The organism is Pseudomonas kuykendallii, from assembly GCF_900106975.1.
In the GTDB taxonomy this organism is placed as follows: Bacteria; Pseudomonadota; Gammaproteobacteria; order Pseudomonadales; family Pseudomonadaceae; genus Pseudomonas_O; species Pseudomonas_O kuykendallii.
The window spans coordinates 272,488-291,315 of sequence record NZ_FNNU01000001.1 but is presented as its reverse complement, the minus strand read 5'-3'; the positions used below and the strand labels follow the sequence as shown (position 1 = coordinate 291,315).

Annotated in this window: 15 protein-coding genes; all 15 read right to left on the bottom strand. The window is 66.6% G+C overall.

Features of this window, described 5'->3' with window-relative positions; translation table 11 throughout:
* Positions 1 to 559: 559 nt before the first annotated feature.
* The 15 genes from urtD to aroQ all read right to left on the bottom strand — a co-directional run bounded on the left by urtD (position 560) and on the right by aroQ (position 18,771).
* Positions 560 to 1,417, bottom strand: coding sequence for an urea ABC transporter ATP-binding protein UrtD (urtD, locus tag BLV15_RS01225; RefSeq protein WP_090223913.1), 858 nt, complete (start codon positions 1,415 to 1,417; stop codon positions 560 to 562).
* Positions 1,417 to 2,496, bottom strand: coding sequence for an urea ABC transporter permease subunit UrtC (urtC, locus tag BLV15_RS01220; protein WP_090223911.1), 1,080 nt, complete (start codon positions 2,494 to 2,496; stop codon positions 1,417 to 1,419). The genes urtD and urtC overlap by 1 nt, the downstream gene beginning before the upstream one ends.
* A 97-nt stretch (positions 2,497 to 2,593) precedes the next feature.
* Positions 2,594 to 4,165: an urea ABC transporter permease subunit UrtB gene (gene urtB, locus BLV15_RS01215; protein ID WP_090223909.1), complete on the bottom strand. Its 1,572-nt coding sequence runs from the start codon at positions 4,163 to 4,165 to the stop codon at positions 2,594 to 2,596.
* 126 nt (positions 4,166 to 4,291) lie between these two features.
* Positions 4,292 to 5,560, bottom strand: coding sequence for an urea ABC transporter substrate-binding protein (gene urtA, locus BLV15_RS01210; protein WP_090223907.1), 1,269 nt, complete (start codon positions 5,558 to 5,560; stop codon positions 4,292 to 4,294).
* Between the two features lie 237 nt (positions 5,561 to 5,797).
* Positions 5,798 to 6,394 (bottom strand): MarC family protein, encoded by a 597-nt coding sequence (locus BLV15_RS01205; RefSeq protein WP_090223905.1) that lies wholly within the window; start codon positions 6,392 to 6,394, stop codon positions 5,798 to 5,800.
* A gap of 50 nt (positions 6,395 to 6,444) precedes the next feature.
* The gene (locus BLV15_RS01200) at positions 6,445 to 9,240 is read right to left on the bottom strand and encodes a hybrid sensor histidine kinase/response regulator (RefSeq protein ID WP_090223903.1); all 2,796 of its coding nucleotides are present in this window, start codon (positions 9,238 to 9,240) and stop codon (positions 6,445 to 6,447) included.
* Positions 9,241 to 9,344: 104 nt separating this feature from the next.
* Complete coding sequence (gene purD, locus BLV15_RS01195) at positions 9,345 to 10,637, bottom strand: phosphoribosylamine--glycine ligase (protein ID WP_090223902.1); 1,293 nt, start codon at positions 10,635 to 10,637, stop codon at positions 9,345 to 9,347.
* 229 nt (positions 10,638 to 10,866) lie between these two features.
* Positions 10,867 to 12,474, bottom strand: coding sequence for a bifunctional phosphoribosylaminoimidazolecarboxamide formyltransferase/IMP cyclohydrolase (gene purH, locus BLV15_RS01190; RefSeq protein ID WP_090225157.1), 1,608 nt, complete (start codon positions 12,472 to 12,474; stop codon positions 10,867 to 10,869).
* A gap of 71 nt (positions 12,475 to 12,545) precedes the next feature.
* Positions 12,546 to 12,872, bottom strand: coding sequence for a DNA-binding transcriptional regulator Fis (gene fis, locus BLV15_RS01185; protein WP_376747793.1), 327 nt, complete (start codon positions 12,870 to 12,872; stop codon positions 12,546 to 12,548).
* 5 nt (positions 12,873 to 12,877) lie between these two features.
* Positions 12,878 to 13,876 (bottom strand): tRNA dihydrouridine synthase DusB, encoded by a 999-nt coding sequence (dusB, locus tag BLV15_RS01180; RefSeq protein ID WP_090223898.1) that lies wholly within the window; start codon positions 13,874 to 13,876, stop codon positions 12,878 to 12,880.
* A gap of 155 nt (positions 13,877 to 14,031) precedes the next feature.
* On the bottom strand, positions 14,032 to 15,342 hold the full coding sequence (locus BLV15_RS01175) for a DUF3426 domain-containing protein (RefSeq protein ID WP_090223897.1): 1,311 nt from the start codon (positions 15,340 to 15,342) through the stop codon (positions 14,032 to 14,034).
* 101 nt (positions 15,343 to 15,443) lie between these two features.
* Positions 15,444 to 16,322, bottom strand: coding sequence for a 50S ribosomal protein L11 methyltransferase (gene prmA / locus BLV15_RS01170; protein ID WP_090223895.1), 879 nt, complete (start codon positions 16,320 to 16,322; stop codon positions 15,444 to 15,446).
* A gap of 141 nt (positions 16,323 to 16,463) precedes the next feature.
* Positions 16,464 to 17,828 (bottom strand): acetyl-CoA carboxylase biotin carboxylase subunit, encoded by a 1,365-nt coding sequence (gene accC / locus BLV15_RS01165; RefSeq protein WP_090223893.1) that lies wholly within the window; start codon positions 17,826 to 17,828, stop codon positions 16,464 to 16,466.
* A 17-nt stretch (positions 17,829 to 17,845) separates the two neighbouring features.
* On the bottom strand, positions 17,846 to 18,304 hold the full coding sequence (gene accB, locus BLV15_RS01160) for an acetyl-CoA carboxylase biotin carboxyl carrier protein (RefSeq protein ID WP_090223891.1): 459 nt from the start codon (positions 18,302 to 18,304) through the stop codon (positions 17,846 to 17,848).
* A 23-nt stretch (positions 18,305 to 18,327) separates the two neighbouring features.
* The gene (aroQ, locus tag BLV15_RS01155; RefSeq protein WP_090223889.1) at positions 18,328 to 18,771 is read right to left on the bottom strand and encodes a type II 3-dehydroquinate dehydratase; all 444 of its coding nucleotides are present in this window, start codon (positions 18,769 to 18,771) and stop codon (positions 18,328 to 18,330) included.
* Between the last annotated feature and the right edge of the window lie 57 nt (positions 18,772 to 18,828).

The following is an 18,828-nucleotide window of genomic DNA, read 5'->3' as shown; positions in this document are numbered from 1 at the left end:
GGGCGGTGTCGTCCGCCCGGTGGTTCCATTCGGTGCGCGCGGCGCACCCTACGGGAGAGGCCGCGCGCGTAGGGTGCGCCATGCGCACCTGGGCTCAGTGTCGTAGGGTGGATCGCTTCATCGATCCACCGCGCGCTGTTTCGGTGGATGAAAGACGGCGTCATCCACGCTCCGGTATTCCATTCGGCGCGCGCGGCGCACCCTACGGGAGAGGCCGCGCACGTAGGGTGCGCCATGCGCACCAGGGCTCAGTGTCGTAGGGTGGATCGCGCTTCATCCATCCACCGCGCGCTGTTTCGGTGGAGGAAAGACGGCGTCATCCACGCTCCGGTATTCCATTCGGTGCGCGCGGCGCACTCTACGGGAGAGGCTGCGCGCGTAGGGTGCGCCATGCGCACCAGGGCTCAGTGTCGTAGGGTGGATCGCGCTTCATCGATCCACCGCGCGCTGTTTCGGTGGATGAAAGACGGCGTCATCCACGCTCCGGTATTCCATTCGGCGCGCGGCGCACCCTACGGGAGACGCCGGGCGTGTAGGGTGCGCCATGCGCACCGAAGGCTCAGCGGCCGAGGTAAACCTCGATCACCCGCTCGTCCGCCTGCACCTGCTCCAGCGAGCCTTCGGCGAGCACGTGGCCCTGGTGCAGCACGGTGACGTGGTCGGCGATGCTGCCGACGAAGCCCATGTCGTGCTCCACCACCATCAGCGAGTGCTTGCCGGCGAGGCCCTTGAACAGCTCGGCGGTGAATTCGGTTTCGGCGTCGGTCATGCCCGCCACCGGCTCGTCGAGCAGCAGCAGTTGCGGGTCCTGCACCAGCAGCATGCCGATCTCGAGGAACTGCTTCTGCCCGTGGGAAAGCAACCCGGCCGGACGCTGGCGCGAGGCGTCCAGCTTGATCGTGGTGAGCACGTCCTCGATGCGCTCGCGCTGCTCGCCGGAAAGGCGTGCACGCAGGCTGGCCCACACCGACTTGTCGGCGTTCTGCGCCAGCTCCAGGTTCTCGAACACCGAGAGCGCCTCGAACACCGTGGGCTTCTGGAATTTGCGACCGATCCCGGCCTGAGCGATCTGCACCTCGCTCATCTCGGTCAGGTCGAGGCTTTCGCCGAAGAACGCCTGGCCGCTGTCCGGGCGCGTCTTGCCGGTGATCACGTCCATCAGGGTGGTCTTGCCCGCGCCGTTGGGGCCGATGATGCAGCGCAGTTCGCCGACGCCGATGTACAGGGTCAGATCGCGCAGCGCCTTGAAGCCGTCGAAGCTGACGTTGATGTCTTCCAGGGTCAGGAGGGTGCCGTGGCGCACGTCCAGGCCGGGGCCGGAGGCGCGACCGAGGCCGATCGCATCGCGGCCGGTGCCGGTGCCGCTGTTCGGGTCGTAGGCGGGTTCGAGCATGAAGTGTCCGGGGGTGGCATGCATCACTGTTCTCCCTTGCGGCGCAGCAGGCCGATGACGCCTTTGGGCAGGAACAGCGTGACGATGATGAACAGGGCGCCGAGGAAGAACAGCCAGTACTCCGGGAAGGCCACGGTGAACCAGCTCTTCATGCCGTTGACGATGCCGGCGCCGAGCAGCGGGCCGATCAGCGTGCCGCGCCCGCCGAGGGCGACCCACACGGCGGCCTCGATGGACTGCGTCGGGGCCATCTCGCTGGGGTTGATGATGCCCACCTGCGGCACGTAGAGCGCGCCGGCCAGGCCGCAGAGCACGGCGGACAGCACCCAGACGAACAGCTTGTAGCCGCGCGGATCGTAGCCGCAGAACATCAGCCGGTTCTCGGCATCGCGCAGCGCGGTGAGCACCCGGCCGAACTTGCTTCGCGCCAGCCCCCAGCCCAGCGCCAGGCTGATCACCAGCAGCGCCACGGTGGCGAGGAAGAGCACCGCGCGGGTGCCCGGCGCGGTGATGCCGAAGCCGAGCAGGGTGGAGAAGCCGGTGAAGCCGTTGTTGCCGCCGAAGCCGGTCTCGTTACGGAAGAACAGCAGCATGCCGGCGAAGGTCAGCGCCTGGGTCATGATCGAGAAGTAAACGCCCTTGATCCGCGAGCGGAAGGCGAAGAAGCCGAACACCAGCGCCAGCAGACCCGGCGCCAGCACCACCAGGCACATCGACCAGAGGAAGCTGGAGGTGCCGTACCAGTACCAGGGCAGCTCGGTCCAGGCGAGGAAGCCCATGAAGGCCGGCAGGCCGTCGCCGGCGGTCTGGCGCATCAGATACATGCCCATGGCATAGCCGCCGAGGGCGAAGAACAGGCCGTGGCCGAGCGACAGCAGCCCGGCATAGCCCCACACCAGGTCGAGGGCGAGGGCGACGATGGCGTAGCAGAGGATCTTGCCGACCAGCGTCAGGGTGTAGGCGGAGACCTGCAGCGGGTTGTCCGCCGGCAGCAGCGAAAGCAGCGGCAGGGCGACGAGGATCGCCAGCACCGCGCCGAGCGCTGCGAGGGTCAGGCGCGGGCCGGCTTTCTGCGCGGCGGTGAGCGCGAGCGGCTGGTTCATCGACGGTGTCCTTGTTGAATGGCGGTCGCGCGCCGGGCGGGGCACGAGGCGTTGTTCAGCGGCGCGCTGGCGATCTGGAGAGCGTTCGGGCTGGCCATCAATCGATCACCCGTCCTTTCAGCGCGAAGAGCCCCTGCGGGCGCTTCTGGATGAACAGGATGATCAGCGCGAGGATCAGGATCTTGCCCAGCACGGCGCCGATCTGCGGTTCGAGGATCTTGTTGGCGATGCCCAGGCCGAACGCGGCCAGCACGCTGCCGGCCAGCTGGCCGACGCCGCCGAGCACCACCACCAGGAAGGAGTCGATGATGTAGCTCTGGCCGAGGTCCGGGCCGACGTTGCCGATCTGCGACAGCGCCACGCCGCCGAGGCCGGCGATGCCCGAGCCGAGGCCGAAGGCGAGCATGTCCACGCGGCCGGTGGCGACGCCGCAGCAGGCGGCCATGTTGCGGTTCTGCGTCACCGCGCGGACGTTCAGCCCCAGGCGGGTCTTGTTCAGCAGCAGCCAGGTCAGCGCCACCACGAACAGGGCGAAACCGATGATCACGATGCGGTTGTACGGCAGCACCAGGTTGGGCAGCACCTGCACGCCGCCGGACAACCAGGACGGGTTGGCGACCTCGACGTTCTGCGCGCCGAAGACGATGCGCACCAGCTGGATCAGCATCAGGCTGATGCCCCAGGTGGCCAGCAGGGTTTCCAGCGGGCGGCCGTAGAGGTGGCGGATCACCGTGCGTTCCAGCGCCATGCCGATCGCCGCGGTGACGAAGAACGCCACCGGCAGCGCTGCCAGCGGGTAGAACGCCAGGGCGTCGGGGGCCAGGCGCTGGAACAGCAGCTGGACCACGTAGGTGGAGTAGGCGCCGAGCATCAGCATCTCGCCGTGGGCCATGTTGATCACCCCGAGCAGCCCGAAAGTGATCGCCAGGCCGAGGGCGGCGAGCAGCAGGATCGAGCCCAGGCTCATGCCGGAGAACGCCTGGCCGATGAGTTCGCCGATCAGCAGTTTGCGTTTGACCTGCGACAGGCTGGTTTGCGCCGCGGTGCGCACGCCGGCGTCCTGTTCCACGGCCGGGTCGAGCAGCGTTTCGAGGCGCGTGCGCGCCAGCGGCTGGCCGGTTTCGCCAAGCAGGCGCACGGCGGCCAGGCGCACGGCAGGGTCCGGGTCGACCAGTTGCAGGTTGGCCAGCGCCAGGCTCAGGGCATCGCGCACGGCGTCGTCCTGTTCCGCGGCGACGCGCTGGTTGAGCAGGCCGAGTTGCTCCGGGCGAGCGCTCTTCTGCAGTTGCTCGGCGGCGGCCAGGCGCAGGCCGGCGTCCTCGGCGAGCAGCCGGTGGCTGGCCAGGGCGGTGTTGGCGAGGCCGCGCAGGCGGTTGTTCAGGCGCAGCTTGCGTGGCGCGTCGGCCGGTACGGCATTGCCTTCGGCGGCCCGGAAGGCGCCGTTCTCCTCGATGAACGGGACTTTCGCGCTGTCGGCGGCCAGGCGGCCATCCTGCAGCGCCTCGATCAGCGGCAGGCGGGCCGGATCGGGTTGCGCGGCCCATCGTTCCAGCAGGCTGGCCTGCGCGGACGGATTGGCGGCGACGAAATCGGTGGCATCTCCGGCATGCGCCGCTGCGGGGAGCAGGAGCAGGCAGGCCAGGATTAGGCGGTGGACGGCAGAGGGCATATCGGTGTCCTTCGGATCACGGTCATCCTGCCCGGCCACGGGAGCGTGGGCCGGGCGGAATGAACACGGACGCTGCAGGAACGGGCGCCGGCGAGCGCGCTCGCTCCTGCAGAGGGTGCGCCTGGATCAGTTGCTCTTCATCGGGTGGTCAGGCTTCTTGTCGTTGCCTTCGATGTAGGGGCTCCAGGGCTCGGCGCGCACCGGGCCTTCGGTCTGCCAGACCACCGAGAACTGCCCGTCTTCCTGGACTTCGCCGATCATCACCGGCTTGTGCAGGTGGTGGTTCTTCTCGTCCATCTTGATGGTGTAGCCGTCCGGCGCGGCGAAGGTCTGCCCGGCCATGGCGTCGCGCACCTTGTCGACGTCGGTGGTGCCGGCCTTCTCGACCGCCTGCGCCCACATGTGGATGCCGACGTAGGTGGCTTCCATCGGGTCGTTGGTGACCACGGTGTCGGCGTTCGGCAGTTTCTTGGCCTTGGCGTAGGCCTTCCAGGCGGCGACGAATTTCTCGTTCACCGGGTTATCCACGGACTGGAAGTAGTTCCAGGCGGCCAGTTGCCCCACCAGCGGCTTGGTGTCGATGCCGCGCAGTTCTTCCTCGCCGACCGAGAAGGCGACCACCGGGATGTCGGTGGCTTCGATGCCCTGGTTGGCCAGTTCCTTGTAGAACGGCACGTTGGAGTCGCCGTTGACGGTGGAGACCACGGCGGTCTTGCCGCCGGCGGCGAACTTCTTGATGTTGGCGACGATGGTCTGGTAATCGCTGTGGCCGAACGGGGTGTAGACCTCTTCGATGTCCTTGTCGGCGACGCCCTTGCTGTGCAGGAAGCTGCGCAGAATCTTGTTGGTGGTGCGCGGGTAGACGTAGTCGGTGCCGAGCAGGAAGAAACGCTTGGCAGCGCCGCCATCCTCGCTCATCAGGTACTCGACGGCCGGGATCGCCTGCTGGTTCGGCGCCGCACCGGTGTAGAACACGTTCGGCGACATCTCTTCGCCTTCGTACTGCACGGGGTAGAACAGCAGGCCGTTGAGTTCTTCATAGACCGGCAGTACCGATTTGCGCGACACCGAGGTCCAGCAGCCGAAGGTCACGGCCACCTTGTCCTGCGTCAGCAACTGGCGGCCCTTCTCGGCGAACAGCGGCCAGTTGGACGCCGGGTCGACGACCACCGGCTCGAGTTTCTTGCCGAGCACGCCGCCTTTGGCGTTGATCTCGTCGATGGTCATCAGCGCCATGTCTTTCAGCGAGGTCTCGGAGATCGCCATGGTGCCGGAAAGGGAATGCAGGATGCCGACCTTGATGGTGTCGGCGGCGTGTGCGGTGAACGGAAACAGCCCGCTGAGCACAAGGGCACTGGCAGCGAGTGTGGATTTCAGAAAGGGACGGCGTTTCATTAGGGTGCGACTCCGTGGCTGGGTCCATGCGCATCGTTGTTCGCGAAACGACGCTCCCGGCTCGCGCCTGCGTCAATTCGTCAACGCAGCAATCGCAGCATCCGTGCCAAGGCGTGCAAACCCTTGATTTGAAGCGGCTTGGTCATTCCGGCAGGCAGGCGGTAGTCGATTTTCAGCGGTCCGTCGTGGTGCGCGCGCGCGACCGTGAAAAACGCATGGGTGCCGGATTGCACCAAATCAGAGCGAAAGGTAGTTCTTCACGCCGGTGAAGATGATCTGCGCCGCCAGCGCGCAGACAAAAAGCCCCATCAGGCGGCTGACGATCTGCAGCCCCTGCTCGCCGAGCAGGCGCTCGAAGCGTCCGGAGAGGAACAGCACCATGCCGACGGTGACGCTGGCGAGGAAGATGCCGCCCACCGCCAGCAGCTTGTCGTTCCAGTGCGGCTGGCTGGCGCCCATCACCAGCAGCGCGCCGATGGTGCCGGGGCCGACGGTGATCGGGATGGTCAGCGGCACGATGGTCACGTCCTGCTGCAGGTTGTCGCTCTGCACCACGGATTTGCCCTGGGCCATGCCCAGCGCCGAGATGAACAGCACGCTGCCGGCGCCGATGCGGAAGGCGTCGATGGTGATGCCGAACAGCACGAAGATGTGCGTGCCGAACAGATAGAGCAGCATGCTGGCGACGAACACCCCGCTGGCGACGCGCCAGGCGAGCCGCTTGCGCTCTTTCAGCGTGTAGCCGCGGGTCATGCCGATGAAGCAGGACAGCACGAAGAACGGGCTGTAGAGCACCAGCAACTTGAGGTAGAGACTGAACAGCGCGGCAGACATGCGGGTTCTCGGCAGGAGTATAAAAAGGCGGGGTTGGCGGCGCGGAACGCTTACTCGATCAGCGCGCTGCCTTCGGCATGGCTGCTCTGCCTGGCGCCGACCCATTGCTGGATCATCTCGCGCAGTTGCGACAGCTCCACCGGCTTGGCCATGTGGCCGTCCATGCCGACCTTGCGCGCGCGTTCCTTGTGCTCGACCAGGATGTGCGCGGTGAGGGCGACGATCGGCGTGCGCCGGCGGCCCTCCCGGGTCTCCCATTCGCGCAGTTGCTCGGTGGCGGAGAAGCCGTCGAGGACCGGCATCTCGCAGTCCATCAGCACCAGGTCGTAGTGCCTGGTCTTCATCGCGCTGAGCGCTTCCTCGCCGTTGCTGGCGGTGTCCGGCTCCAGGTTGAGCTTGTTCAGCATGCCGCGGATGACCTTGGTGGAAATGCTGTTGTCTTCCGCGACGAGGATGCGGAAGTCGCTCGGCACGTCCAGCGCCGGCACGTCAGGCGCCTCGCTCGGGGCCGCGCTCTTGCCGCGTTGCGCGAGTTCGTCGGCGAGGGTGGTCTTCAGCGCATAGCCGGCGACCGGCTTGGCGAGGATGCGTTTGATCCCGGCGTTGCGCGCGATGATCTTGCTCGGCGCGTTGCTGATGCCGGTGAGCATGATCAGCAGGATGTCGTGGTTGAGGCTGGGGTCTTCCTTGATCTTGGTCGCCAGTTGCAGGCCGGTCATTCCGGGCATGTCCTGATCGAGCAGGACCACGTCGAAGTAGTCGCGCAGGTGCGCCTTGGTGCGCAGCAGCGCCAGCGCCTCCTTGCCCGAGGCCACCGCGCTGACCTGCAGGCCCCACACGGTGCATTGCTGCATCAGCACCTTGCGGCAGGTGTCGTTGTCGTCGACCACCAGCAGGCGTGCGCCGAGCAGCGGGCTTTCCAGGTCGGCGGGCGGCTGCTCCAGGCGCTCGGGATCTAGCGGCAGCGTCAGCCACAGGGTGTTGCCCTGCTGGCCGCCGCTCTGCACGCCGAACTCGCCCTGCATCAGGCGCACCAGCTGGCGCGAAATGATCAACCCGAGGCGCCCGCCGACGCGGGTCGCGGCCAGGAAGTCGCGGCTGTGCAGTTCCGCGTTGAGCAATGCCTCGCGGTCTTCGCTCTGCAGCGGCCGGCCGCTGTCCTGCACGGCGATGCGCAGGCGGGTCTGCTCGCCGCTGGTATCGAGCGCGACGACGAGAAGGATTTCGCCCTCGTCGGTCTGTTTGAAGGCGTTGTCCAGCAGGCTCAGCAGGGTCTGGCGCAGGCGCGTCGGGTCTCCGCTGATCACCCTCGGCACCTGCGGCTGGATGAAGCTGATCAGCTCGACCTGCTGCTGCTCGGCCTTGGCGCGGAAGATGTCCAGGCAATCGTCGAGCAGGGCGTTGAGGTCGAACTGCACGTCGTCCAGTTCGATCTGCCCGGACTCCAGGCGCGAGATGTCGAGAATCTCGTTGATCAGGCCGAGCAGCTCGTTGCCGGCGCTGTGGATGGTCTGCACGTAGTCGCGCTGCTTCGCCGACAGCGGGGTGCCGAGCAGCAGTTCGGTCATGCCCAGCACGCCATTCATCGGTGTGCGGATCTCGTGGCTGATTTTCGCCAGGAACTCGGCCTTGGCGCGCAGCTCGGCGCCGCTCACCGCCAGCGCGGTGTGCTCGGTCAGGCGGTCGGCCCTCAACTGGCGCTGGCGATCGCTGAGCGACAGGCTGAGCAGCAGGCCGCAGAACGCGGCGCTGCCGAACAGGATGATTTCCAGCCAGCCGGGGCTCATCTGCACGAAGCCGAAGAGCATCGGCGTCAGCGCCAGGAACACCAGGGTGAAGGTCCCGGCCGCCAGTACCACCAGCCGCGCCGGGCGATAGCCACGGCGCAGGTGATAGGCGGCGGTGATCAGCGCGCAGGCGGCGGCGAGCAGGATCAGCAGGTTGATCAGGCCGCTGTACCACAGCTCGCGGGTAAGCAGGATCACCGCGGCGACGCCGCTGATGACGATGATCCCGGCCATCGGTAGCCAGTTCAGGCCCTCGCCGACACGGGTATTGCGGAAGAACGAATGGATGAAGCCGAGCAGGCAGATGGCGGCGGCCAGCGTCGCCATGTCCGCGCAGAGCGCCAGGCTGTAGCCGCTGCCGGTTTTCGGCAGCCAGTAGCCGAGCACGCCGAACTCGGCCAGCGCATTGAGCAGCAGCAAGGCGTGGAAGCCGCTGAGCCAGAGGTTGCCGAAGCCGCGGTTGTTGGCCAGGCGGAAGAGGTTGTAGAGCATCAGCAGGCCGAGCGCGCCGAACAGCGTGCCGAACAGGTAGGCGGGACGTTCCAGGTCGACCACGCCGCTGCTGTCGAGGGTCTTCAGCCACACCATCAGCGGGTGGCTGGAAGTCATGCGGATATAGGTTTCGCGCACGCTGCCGTCATTCGGCAGGACGAACAGGTAGCTGTTAGACGACAGCGTGCTGGCCGCCATCGGCATGGATTCGCCGGTGTGCTCGTGGCGCTCCAGCTGGCCGTCGCGCAGGCGATAGAAGTCGAGGTACTTGACCCGCGGGGCGTACAGCCAGAGCCAGTGGACGTCGGTCAGCGCGGGGGTTTCGATGCGCAGCCAGATGGCGCGCTCGCCGGCGGGCATGCTGAAGGATTCCCGGCCCAGCGACTTGAACTGGCTGCGCTGGGCGATGACTTCCTCGAGCTTGAGCTGCTCCGAATCGTCGATCAGGATCTGCCAGTCCGACGCCAGCGCCGCTGCCGGGGTTTCCACCACCTGCGCCGACGCCGTACCGGCATACCAGGGCAGCAGGCTGCAGATGAAGGCGATGGCGATCCAGAGCCGCGTCACGGTCGAGGTCCTTTCAGATATTGCCGCGATTATAGTCAGGTAGTTGACCACGCCACTACGAAAAAAGGCGGCCACCGGGCCGCCTTTTTCGTTGCAGATCGCTGCTATTCGTCAGCCTGTTCGCGTGCGATGGCACGGTAGCCGATGTCGCTGCGGTAGAAGCAGCCGTTCCAGCTGATCTGCTTCGCCAGGCGATAGGCCTGCTGCTGGGCATCCGCCACGCTGTGCCCGATCGCCGTGGCGCAGAGCACGCGGCCACCGGCGGTGACCACCTCGCCCGCGGCGTTCAGCGCGGTGCCGGCGTGGAAGACCTTGCCCTCCATCGCGGCCGCGGCATCCAGGCCCTCGATCACGTCGCCCTTGGCGTAGTCGCCCGGGTAGCCGCCGGCGGCGAGCACCACGCCGACCGTCGGGCGTGGGTCCCACTGCGCTTCGACCTTGTCCAGCGCCCTGGCCAGCGCGGCCTCGACCAGCAGCACCAGGGAGCTTTCCAGGCGCACCATGATCGGCTGGGTTTCCGGGTCGCCGAAGCGGCAGTTGAACTCGATGACCTTGGGCTGACCGGCCTTGTCGATCATCAGCCCTGCATAGAGAAAGCCGGTGTAGACGTTGCCTTCCTCGGCCATGCCGCGCACGGTCGGGTAGATCACCTCGTCCATGACGCGCCGGTGCACGTCGGCGGTGACCACCGGGGCCGGCGAGTAGGCGCCCATGCCGCCGGTGTTCGGCCCGCTATCGGCGTCGCCGACGCGCTTGTGGTCCTGGCTGGTGGCCATCGGCAGCACGTTCTTGCCGTCGACCATGACGATGAAGCTGGCTTCCTCGCCATCGAGGAACTCCTCGATCACCACCCGCGAACCCGCCTCGCCGAAGGCGTTGCCGGCGAGCATGTCGCGCACCGCATCCTCGGCTTCGCCGAGGGTCATGGCGACGATCACGCCCTTGCCGGCGGCCAGGCCGTCGGCCTTGATCACGATCGGCGCACCCTTCTCGCGCAGGTAGGCCAGTGCCGGTTCGACTTCGGTGAAGTTCTGGTAGTCGGCGGTGGGAATCCGGTGGCGGGCGAGGAAGTCCTTGGTGAAGGCCTTCGAGCCCTCCAGTTGCGCGGCGCCAGCGGTGGGGCCGAAGCAGTCCAGGCCGCGGGCGCGGAACAGGTCGACCACGCCCTTCACCAGCGGCGCTTCCGGGCCGACGATGGTCAGTTGCACGTTCTTCTCGGCGAAGTCGGCCAGTTGCTCAAGGGCCAGCACGTCGATGGGCACGTTCTCGCACTTGGCCTCGGTGGCGGTGCCGGCGTTGCCCGGGGCGACGAAGACTGTCTGGATGCGCGGGTCCTGCGCAACCTTCCAGGCCAGCGCATGTTCGCGCCCGCCGCTGCCGATGATCAGTACGTTCATGGGGTTCTCCTTTAGGAGGCGGGCCTGCGGCCCGTTTGGTGGATAGGAAAAGCGCTATCCACCCTACGAAAATCGTGCTTCTAGCATTTAGCGTTCTATCGGGCCGTGATGGAGCGTTTGGCTGCTAGGCAGAGATCGCTTCGACGAGCGCAGTTGCCGCCTGGCAATGAGCATCGGCGAAGTGGCCTCCAACAACGCAGACGAGCGCTTCAGCGCGGCCATGCCACGGTCAGTGACGGAAGTGGCGCATTCCGGTGAAGACCATGGCGATACCGGCTTCATCAGCGGCGGCAATCACCTCGTTGTCGCGCATCGAACCACCCGGCTGGATCACCGCGGTGATGCCATTGGCGGCGGCGTTGTCCAGGCCGTCGCGGAACGGGAAGAAGGCGTCCGAGGCCATCACCGAGCCGGCGACCTGCAGGCCGGCGTGCTCGGCTTTGATCGCGGCGATGCGCGCGGAGTTGACGCGGCTCATCTGCCCGGCGCCGACCCCGATGGTCTGGCGGTTACGCGCGTAGACGATGGCGTTGGACTTGACGAACTTGGCCACTTTCCAGGCGAACACCAGGTCGTGGACTTCCTGTTCGGTGGGCGCGCGCCGGGTCACGACCTTGAGGTCGTCCGCGGTGATCATGCCGATGTCGCGGCTCTGCACCAGCAGGCCGCCGTTGACCCGCTTGAAGTCCCAGCCGGCACTGCGCTCGGCCGGCCACTCGCCGCACTCGAGCAGGCGCACGTTGGCCTTGGCGGCGACCACCTCGCGGGCGGCGGCGCTGATTTTCGGCGCGATGATCACTTCGACGAACTGGCGCTCGACGATGGCCTGGGCGGTCGCGCCGTCCAGCTCGCGGTTGAAGGCGATGATGCCGCCGAAGGCCGACTCGCTGTCGGTGGCGTAGGCCAGTTCATAGGCCTGGCGGATGCCGCCTTCGCTGTCCAGGGCCACGGCGACGCCGCAGGGGTTGGCGTGCTTGACGATCACGCAGGCCGGCTTGACGAAGCTCTTCACGCATTCCAGCGCGGCGTCGGTGTCGGCGACGTTGTTGTACGACAGCTCCTTGCCCTGCAACTGCACGGCGCTGGCGATGCTGGCTTCGCCCTTCTTCGCCTCGACGTAGAACGCCGCCTGCTGGTGCGGGTTCTCGCCGTAGCGCATTTCCTGCGCCTTGACGAACTGGCTGTTGAAGGTACGCGGGAAGGCGCTGCGGCCTTCGGTGGAGAGGCTGTCGCGGGTCTGGTCGATGCCGCCCAGGTAGTTGGCGATCATGCCGTCGTAGGCGGCGGTGTGCTCGAAGGCCTTGAGCGCCAGGTCGAAGCGCTGGGCGTAGGTCAGGCCGCCCGCTTTGAGCGCCTCGAGGATGCCGGCGTAGTCGCCGACGTTGACCACGATGGCGACGTCCTTGTGGTTCTTCGCCGCGCTGCGGACCATGGTCGGGCCGCCGATATCGATGTTCTCGATGGCATCGGCGAGGTCGCAGTCGGGCTTGGCGACGGTGGCCTCGAAGGGGTACAGGTTGACCGCGACCAGGTCGATCGGCTTGATGCCGTGCTCGGCCATCACCGCGCCGTCGAGGGCCCGGCGACCGAGGATGCCGCCGTGGATCTTCGGATGCAGGGTCTTCACTCGACCGTCCATCATTTCCGGGAAGCCCGTGTAGTCGGCGACTTCCACCGCGGCCACGCCGTTGTCCCTGAGCAGCTTGTAGGTGCCGCCGGTGGAGAGGATTTCCACGCCCTGGGCGACGAGCTCGCGCGCGAATTCGAGGATGCCGGTCTTGTCCGAAACGCTGATCAGCGCGCGGCGAACGGGAAGGCGGGTGGTCTGGTCGGTCATGTCGGTGTCCATGAGGGCAGATGAATCAGCAAAAAGGGCGGCTCGCGGGCCGCCCTTTTTCGAATGCGTGCTTACAGCAGGTCGTACTGCTTGAGCTTCTTGCGCAGGGTGCCACGGTTCAGGCCGAGCAGCTCGGAGGCCTTGGTCTGGTTGCCCTTGACGTAGTTCATCACGGTTTCCAGCAAGGGCGCTTCGACTTCGGAGAGCACCAGGTTGTAGACGTCGGTGACGGACGCGCCTTCGAGATGGGCGAAGTAGTTGCGCAGCGCCTTCTCCACGTTGCCGCGCAGGGTCTGGCCCTCTTCGCTCGGCGTGTTGAGGTGCTGCTTGAGGTTAAGGTTGTCGCTCACGGGTGTTGCCCCATCAAATGTCGATCCATCAAAAACCAGCTCAGCCATCGTCGTCATGCCGCCAACCCCTCTCCATCATTGTGCCGTTCGGCGAAGAACTGCCGAACGGTGGCGTACTGTGCGTCCGTCGTCTCCAGACGATTGAACCCGGCGCGGAACTCCCGGGCGCCGGGGAGCGTGGCCAGGTACCAGCCCACGTGCTTGCGTGCGATGCGCACGCCCATCACCTCGCCGTAGAAGGCATGCAGTGCCGCCAGGTGCTCTAGCAGAATGCATTCCACTTCGCTCAGGGTCGGCGCCGGCAGCAGTTCCCCGGTCGCCAGATAATGGGCGATCTCGCGGAATATCCATGGCCGGCCCTGGGCGGCGCGGCCGATCAGCAGCGCATCGGCACCGGTGGCGTCGAGCACCGCGCGGGCCTTGTGCGGCGAATCGATGTCGCCATTGGCGAACAGCGGAATCGAGATTGCCTGCCTGATCGCGGCGATGGTCTCGTACTCGGCCTCGCCGGTGTACAGGTCGGCGCGCGTGCGGCCATGCACGGCCAGCGCGGCGATCCCGGATTGTTCGGCGATCTTCGCCACCGTAATCCCGTTCCTGTTCTCCCGATCCCAGCCGGTGCGGATCTTCAGCGTCACCGGCACGTCGACCGCCGCGACCACCGCCTCGAGGATCTCCGCCACCAGCAGTTCGTCCTTCATCAGCGCCGAACCGGCGGCCTTGTTGCAGACCTTCTTCGCCGGACAGCCCATGTTGATGTCGATGATCTGCGCGCCGAGCTCGACATTGGCCCGCGCCGCCGCCGCGAGCATCTGCGCATCGCCGCCGGCGATCTGCACCGAGCGTGGCTCCGGGTCGCCGACGTGCGGCAGGCGCAGGCTCGACTTGCGGGTGTTCCACAGGCGCACATCGCTGGTCACCATTTCCGACACCACCAGCCCGGCACCGAGTTGGCGGCAGAGCTGGCGGAACGGACGATCGGTGACGCCGGCCATGGGCGCCAGGATCACGGGGTTGGGCAATGTATAAGGGCCGATGCGTACCGCCGACATAGGTCTTCCCTGTAATGGGGCCTGCTTTTAGTTGATCGGGGCAGTTCGAAAAAGGGTGGGCATGATACCCGCTAGCGGTGACCGGATAAAGATCGATTTGCACAAATTCTGAACAGTCGTCGACTTATCGCCAGCGGTTAGATGAGCCGTTTCACTCACTCGGGCGAATGGAAACTCAGGCTGTAATTCACCGCCTTGGCGCCCGGGTCGAGGATGTCCAGGGAGATGTGGATCGGCGTCTGCGGGGGCATTTCGCTCTGTCCGGCGAGCTCGCCGGCGAGGTACTCGCTGGGCTTGAAGCGACGACTGGCGAGCAGTTGCCCGTTGAGGTCGGCGAAGCGCAGTTCCAGCAGCGGGAACGGCTGCGAAAAGGGCGCACGGTTGTAGAGGATCGCGTCCACCACCAGCGCGCCGGTAAATTCCGGGTGGCTGCGTACCACCAGGTTGCTGCTCTTGATCAGGGCGATGTCGACCTTCGACGGCAGTGTGCAGCCCAGCGTCGGGCACAACTGCTCGAACCAGGGGCGATATTCGTCGCGCCGGGCCAGTTCGTCGTAGTGATACCAGAGGTACTGGCCGGCCAGCGCGGCGAGCGCCAGCAGGTTGAGCAGCAGCCAGCCGAAGATCCGGCCCCAGCGCCTGCGCGGCGCCTGCCATTCCAGCTGCAGCGGCTCGTCTTCGAGGTCGAGCAGCGCCGTGCTGCGCAACGCCGGCTCGCTGCGTGCGGGCTTGTGTCGCGCGTTCGGCTGCGCTTCGTCATCCTCATCGTCGCGCCGCGGGTCGACCAGCAGCAGCGCGGTGACCGGCACGTCATCGCGTTCGGCGGACAGGCGGAAGTCCGGCTCGTCCTCGTCGTCGCGCGCGTCGTCCGGCTCTTCCGGCAGGCGCAGGGAAAGCGTAGGTTCGCTGCGGGCCGGCGGCGGCACGGGGTCGTGCAGCGGCGCGTGCTCGATCGCGGTGAGCGGCTCGGGCGCTGGCAGTTCGGGCAGCGGCTCCGGCGGTTCCGGTTCCGGTTCCGGCGCAGCATCGATGAGCAGCTTCTGCGCCCAGGCCTCCTCGTCGGACTCGCGCGGATCGATCGCGGACAGGCCTTCGCTCGGCTCGAAGGGTTCGGCGCGCGTGCGAAAACGCTCGGAAACCAGGCGCTCCTGCAGTTCGAGCTTGGCCAGTTCCTCATCGAGATCGAGGCTGTCCAGGTCGAGGTCGTCGTGAATCCACAGGGTATCGCCCGGGTTCTTGCCCGGCGGCGGCAGCTGTGGCCGCACCGCCGGCCTGGACGTCTCGCTGACCGGCGCGGGGGGCGCTGTCGGCCGTGTTTCGCCGGCATCCTGCAACTGCTGCGCCGCGTTGAACACCTGCATGCAGGCGCCACAACGCACCGCGCCCTGGGCGATGCCCAGCTGGCTGCGTTTGACGCGGAAACGGGTGCTGCAATGCGGGCATTGCGTGACGAAACTGTCGGTCATGCGGCTATCCGGTGGCCACTGTTCCCGCCGGTGGGCGGGTGGCGAAACGAGGCGCGCAGTCTACCGCAAGCGCCCGGCGCTGCGGCAGAGGGGCGCGAGACCTATCGACGGGTGCCGCTGATGCGCACCCAGCCGTCCTTGTCGGCGGTCGGCTCCAGGTCGAAATCGGCGGCGTAGGCGGCGCGGACGTCCTCGGCCTGTTCGGCGAGGATGCCGGACAGCGCCAGGCGCCCGCCGGGCTGCACCAGCGCGATGATCTGCGGCGCGAGGGCCACCAGCGGGCCGGCGAGGATGTTCGCCACCACCACTTCGGCGGGCTCGCGCGGCAGTGCTTCTGGCAGGTACAGCGGCAGCCGTTCGGCGGCGATGCCGTTGCGTCCGGCGTTGTCGCGTGAGGCTTCCAGCGCCTGCGGGTCGATGTCGGTGCCCACCGCGCGGCCGGCGCCGAGCAGCAGGGCGGCGATGGCGAGGATGCCCGAGCCGCAGCCGAAGTCGAGCACGCTGCGCCCGGCGAGGTCTTCGCCATCGAGCCATTCGAGGCACAGGGCGGTGGTCGGGTGGGTGCCGGTGCCGAAGGCCAGGCCCGGATCGAGCAGCAGGTTGACGGCGTCCGGCTCCGGCGCGGCGTGCCAGCTCGGCACGATCCACAGGCGACGGCCGAAACGCATCGGCTGGAAGTTGTCCATCCAGCTGCGCTCCCAGTCCTGGTCTTCGATGCGCTCGAAGTGATACTCCGGCAGCGCACCGCCGGTGAGCAGCATCAACCGGCCGATCAGGTCGGCCTCGTCGGTGTCCGCCTCGAACAGCGCCAGCAGGTGGGTGTGCTTCCACAGCGGCGTGGTGCCCAGGTCCGGCTCGAAGATCGGCTGGTCCTCGGCGTCCATGAAGGTCACCGAGACCGCGCCGGCTTCGAGCAGCGCGTCTTCGTAGACCTCGGCCTGCTCGGGAGTGATGGCGAGGCGGGCTTGTAACCAGGGCATGGGAGTTTCCTTCGCGGTGGCGCGGGTGGTTGGGGTAAAAACGGCCGGGAGTCAGGGTGATCGCCGGAGCGGGCGAACCACAAAAAAAGAGGGAGCGGCCTGCGCCACTCCCTCCCGGTGCTACATGATACCGCGTGCGGCTCAGTGCTTATCCATACCCAGTTTCTTTTCCAGGTAGTGGATGTTCACGCCGCCCTTGCAGAAGCCGGGGTCGCGGGTCAGGTCGCGGTGCAGCGGCACGTTGGTCTTGATCCCGTCGACGACGATTTCGTCCAAGGCATTGCGCATGCGCGCCATCGCCTCGTCACGGTCGCCCCCGTAGGTGATCAGCTTGCCGATCAGCGAGTCGTAGTTCGGCGGAACCGAGTAGCCGCTGTACAGGTGCGAATCGACGCGTACGCCGTTGCCGCCCGGGGCATGGAAGTGCTTCACCTTGCCCGGGCTGGGCATGAAGGTGGCCGGGTCTTCGGCGTTGATCCGGCACTCCAGCGCGTGGCCGCGGATGACGATGTCGTCCTGGGTCAGCGACAGCTTGTTGCCGGCGGCGATGCTGAGCATCTCCTTGACGATGTCGACCCCGGTGACCATCTCCGACACCGGATGCTCCACCTGTACGCGGGTGTTCATCTCGATGAAGTAGAAGGCGCCGTTCTCGTAGAGGAACTCGAAGGTGCCGGCGCCGCGGTAGCCGATGTCGATGCAGGCCTTGACGCAGCGGGCGAAGACTTCCTGGCGCGCGGTTTCGTCGATGTCCGGAGCGGGCGCTTCCTCGATGACCTTCTGGTGGCGGCGCTGCAGCGAGCAGTCGCGGTCGCCGAGGTGGATCGCGTTGCCCTGGCCGTCGGAGAGCACCTGGACTTCCACGTGGCGCGGGTTGGTCAGGAACTTCTCGAGGTAGACCATCGGGTTGCCGAAGGCTGCGCCGGCTTCGGTGCGGGTCAGCTTGGCCGACTGGATCAGGTCTTCCTCGTTGTACACCACGCGCATGCCGCGACCACCGCCGCCGCCGGCGGCCTTGATGATCACCGGGTAGCCGACTTCACGGCCGATGCGCAGCGCGGTTTCCTCGTCTTCCGGCAGCGGGCCGTCGGAACCGGGAACGGTGGGCACGCCGGCCTTCTTCATCGCGTCCTTGGCCGAGACCTTGTCGCCCATCAGGCGAATGGTGTCGGCTTTCGGGCCGATGAAGGCGAAGCCGGAGCGTTCGACCTGTTCGGCGAAGTCGGCGTTTTCCGCGAGGAAGCCGTAGCCCGGGTGGATCGCCGTGGCGCCGGTGACTTCGGCGGCCGCGATGATCGCCGGGATGTGCAGGTAGGATTTGGCTGCCGGGGCCGCGCCGATGCAGACGGTTTCGTCGGCCAGCGACAGGTGCATCAGTTCCCGATCCGCGGTGGAGTAAACCGCCACGGTCTTGATGCCCAGTTCCTTGCAGGCGCGCAGGATGCGCAGGGCGATCTCGCCGCGGTTGGCGATCAGGACTTTTTCCAGCGTCGCAGCTTTCAACATCGAAGACTCCTGGCGGTTCAAACGATGGTGAACAGCGGCTGGTCGTATTCCACCGGCTGACCGTTTTCCACCAGGATGGATTCGATGACGCCGCTGGTTTCGGCCTCGATGTGGTTCATCATCTTCATCGCTTCGACGATGCAGAGGATCTGGCCTTTCTTCACCGCGGTGCCGACTTCGACGAAGTTGGCCGAGGTCGGCGAGGAGGCGCGGTAGAAGGTGCCGACCATCGGCGAGCCGACCACGGTGCCGTTCAGCTTGGCGGCGGCCGGAGCGGCGTCCGCTGCCGGTGCGGCTGGTGCGGCCACGGGGGCGGCGGCCGGTGCCGGAGCGGCGGCATACATCGGTTGAGCGAAAGCTTGTTGCTTGCTGTGGCGGCTGATGCGTACCGATTCTTCACCTTCGTGAATTTCCAGTTCGTCGATGCCGGATTCTTCCAGCAGCTCGATCAGCTTCTTGACTTTGCGAATATCCATCAGAAGGGCAACTCCCAGTAAGTTCAGGGTCGTTCAAGTTGTTCTAGAGCGGCTTCCAGAGCCAGCCGGTAACCGCTGGCACCCAGGCCGCAAATCACACCCACCGCCACGTCGGAAAAGTAGGAGTGATGCCGGAAAGGTTCGCGCTTGTGCACGTTCGACAAGTGCACTTCGATGAATGGGATGCTCACCGCCAGCAATGCGTCACGTAATGCGACGCTGGTGTGCGTGAACGCGGCCGGATTGATGATGATGAAGTCCACGCCCTCGCCGCGCGCGGCGTGGATGCGTTCGATCAGCTCGTACTCGGCATTGCTCTGCAGATGCAGCAGATGGTGCCCGCCTTCGCGGGCACGACGGACCAGGTCCTCGTCGATCTGCGGCAGCGTCAGGGCGCCGTAGATGCCCGGCTCGCGCGTGCCGAGAAGGTTCAGGTTGGGGCCGTGAAGCACCAGTAGGGTGGCCATGCAAATATCCTAGTTGAGCCTGCGGATGCCCGCGGACTATGCCGAAAGCCTAGAAGT

Bases quoted from the DNA above. Each gene is read 5' to 3' on its own strand.
- dusB (WP_090223898.1), bottom strand. From the start codon at position 13,876: ATGTCGGCGGTACGCATCGGCCCTTATACATTGCCCAACCCCGTGATC.
- accC (WP_090223893.1), bottom strand. From the start codon at position 17,828: ATGTTGAAAGCTGCGACGCTGGAAAAAGTCCTGATCGCCAACCGCGGC.
- urtA (WP_090223907.1), bottom strand. From the start codon at position 5,560: ATGAAACGCCGTCCCTTTCTGAAATCCACACTCGCTGCCAGTGCCCTT.
- BLV15_RS01175 (WP_090223897.1), bottom strand. From the start codon at position 15,342: ATGACCGACAGTTTCGTCACGCAATGCCCGCATTGCAGCACCCGTTTC.
- purH (WP_090225157.1), bottom strand. From the start codon at position 12,474: ATGACCGACCAGACCACCCGCCTTCCCGTTCGCCGCGCGCTGATCAGC.
- purD (WP_090223902.1), bottom strand. From the start codon at position 10,637: ATGAACGTACTGATCATCGGCAGCGGCGGGCGCGAACATGCGCTGGCC.
- accB (WP_090223891.1), bottom strand. From the start codon at position 18,304: ATGGATATTCGCAAAGTCAAGAAGCTGATCGAGCTGCTGGAAGAATCC.
- prmA (WP_090223895.1), bottom strand. From the start codon at position 16,322: ATGCCCTGGTTACAAGCCCGCCTCGCCATCACTCCCGAGCAGGCCGAG.
- aroQ (WP_090223889.1), bottom strand. From the start codon at position 18,771: ATGGCCACCCTACTGGTGCTTCACGGCCCCAACCTGAACCTTCTCGGC.
- BLV15_RS01205 (WP_090223905.1), bottom strand. From the start codon at position 6,394: ATGTCTGCCGCGCTGTTCAGTCTCTACCTCAAGTTGCTGGTGCTCTAC.
- fis (WP_376747793.1), bottom strand. From the start codon at position 12,872: ATGGCTGAGCTGGTTTTTGATGGATCGACATTTGATGGGGCAACACCC.
- urtB (WP_090223909.1), bottom strand. From the start codon at position 4,165: ATGCCCTCTGCCGTCCACCGCCTAATCCTGGCCTGCCTGCTCCTGCTC.
- urtD (WP_090223913.1), bottom strand. From the start codon at position 1,417: ATGCATGCCACCCCCGGACACTTCATGCTCGAACCCGCCTACGACCCG.
- urtC (WP_090223911.1), bottom strand. From the start codon at position 2,496: ATGAACCAGCCGCTCGCGCTCACCGCCGCGCAGAAAGCCGGCCCGCGC.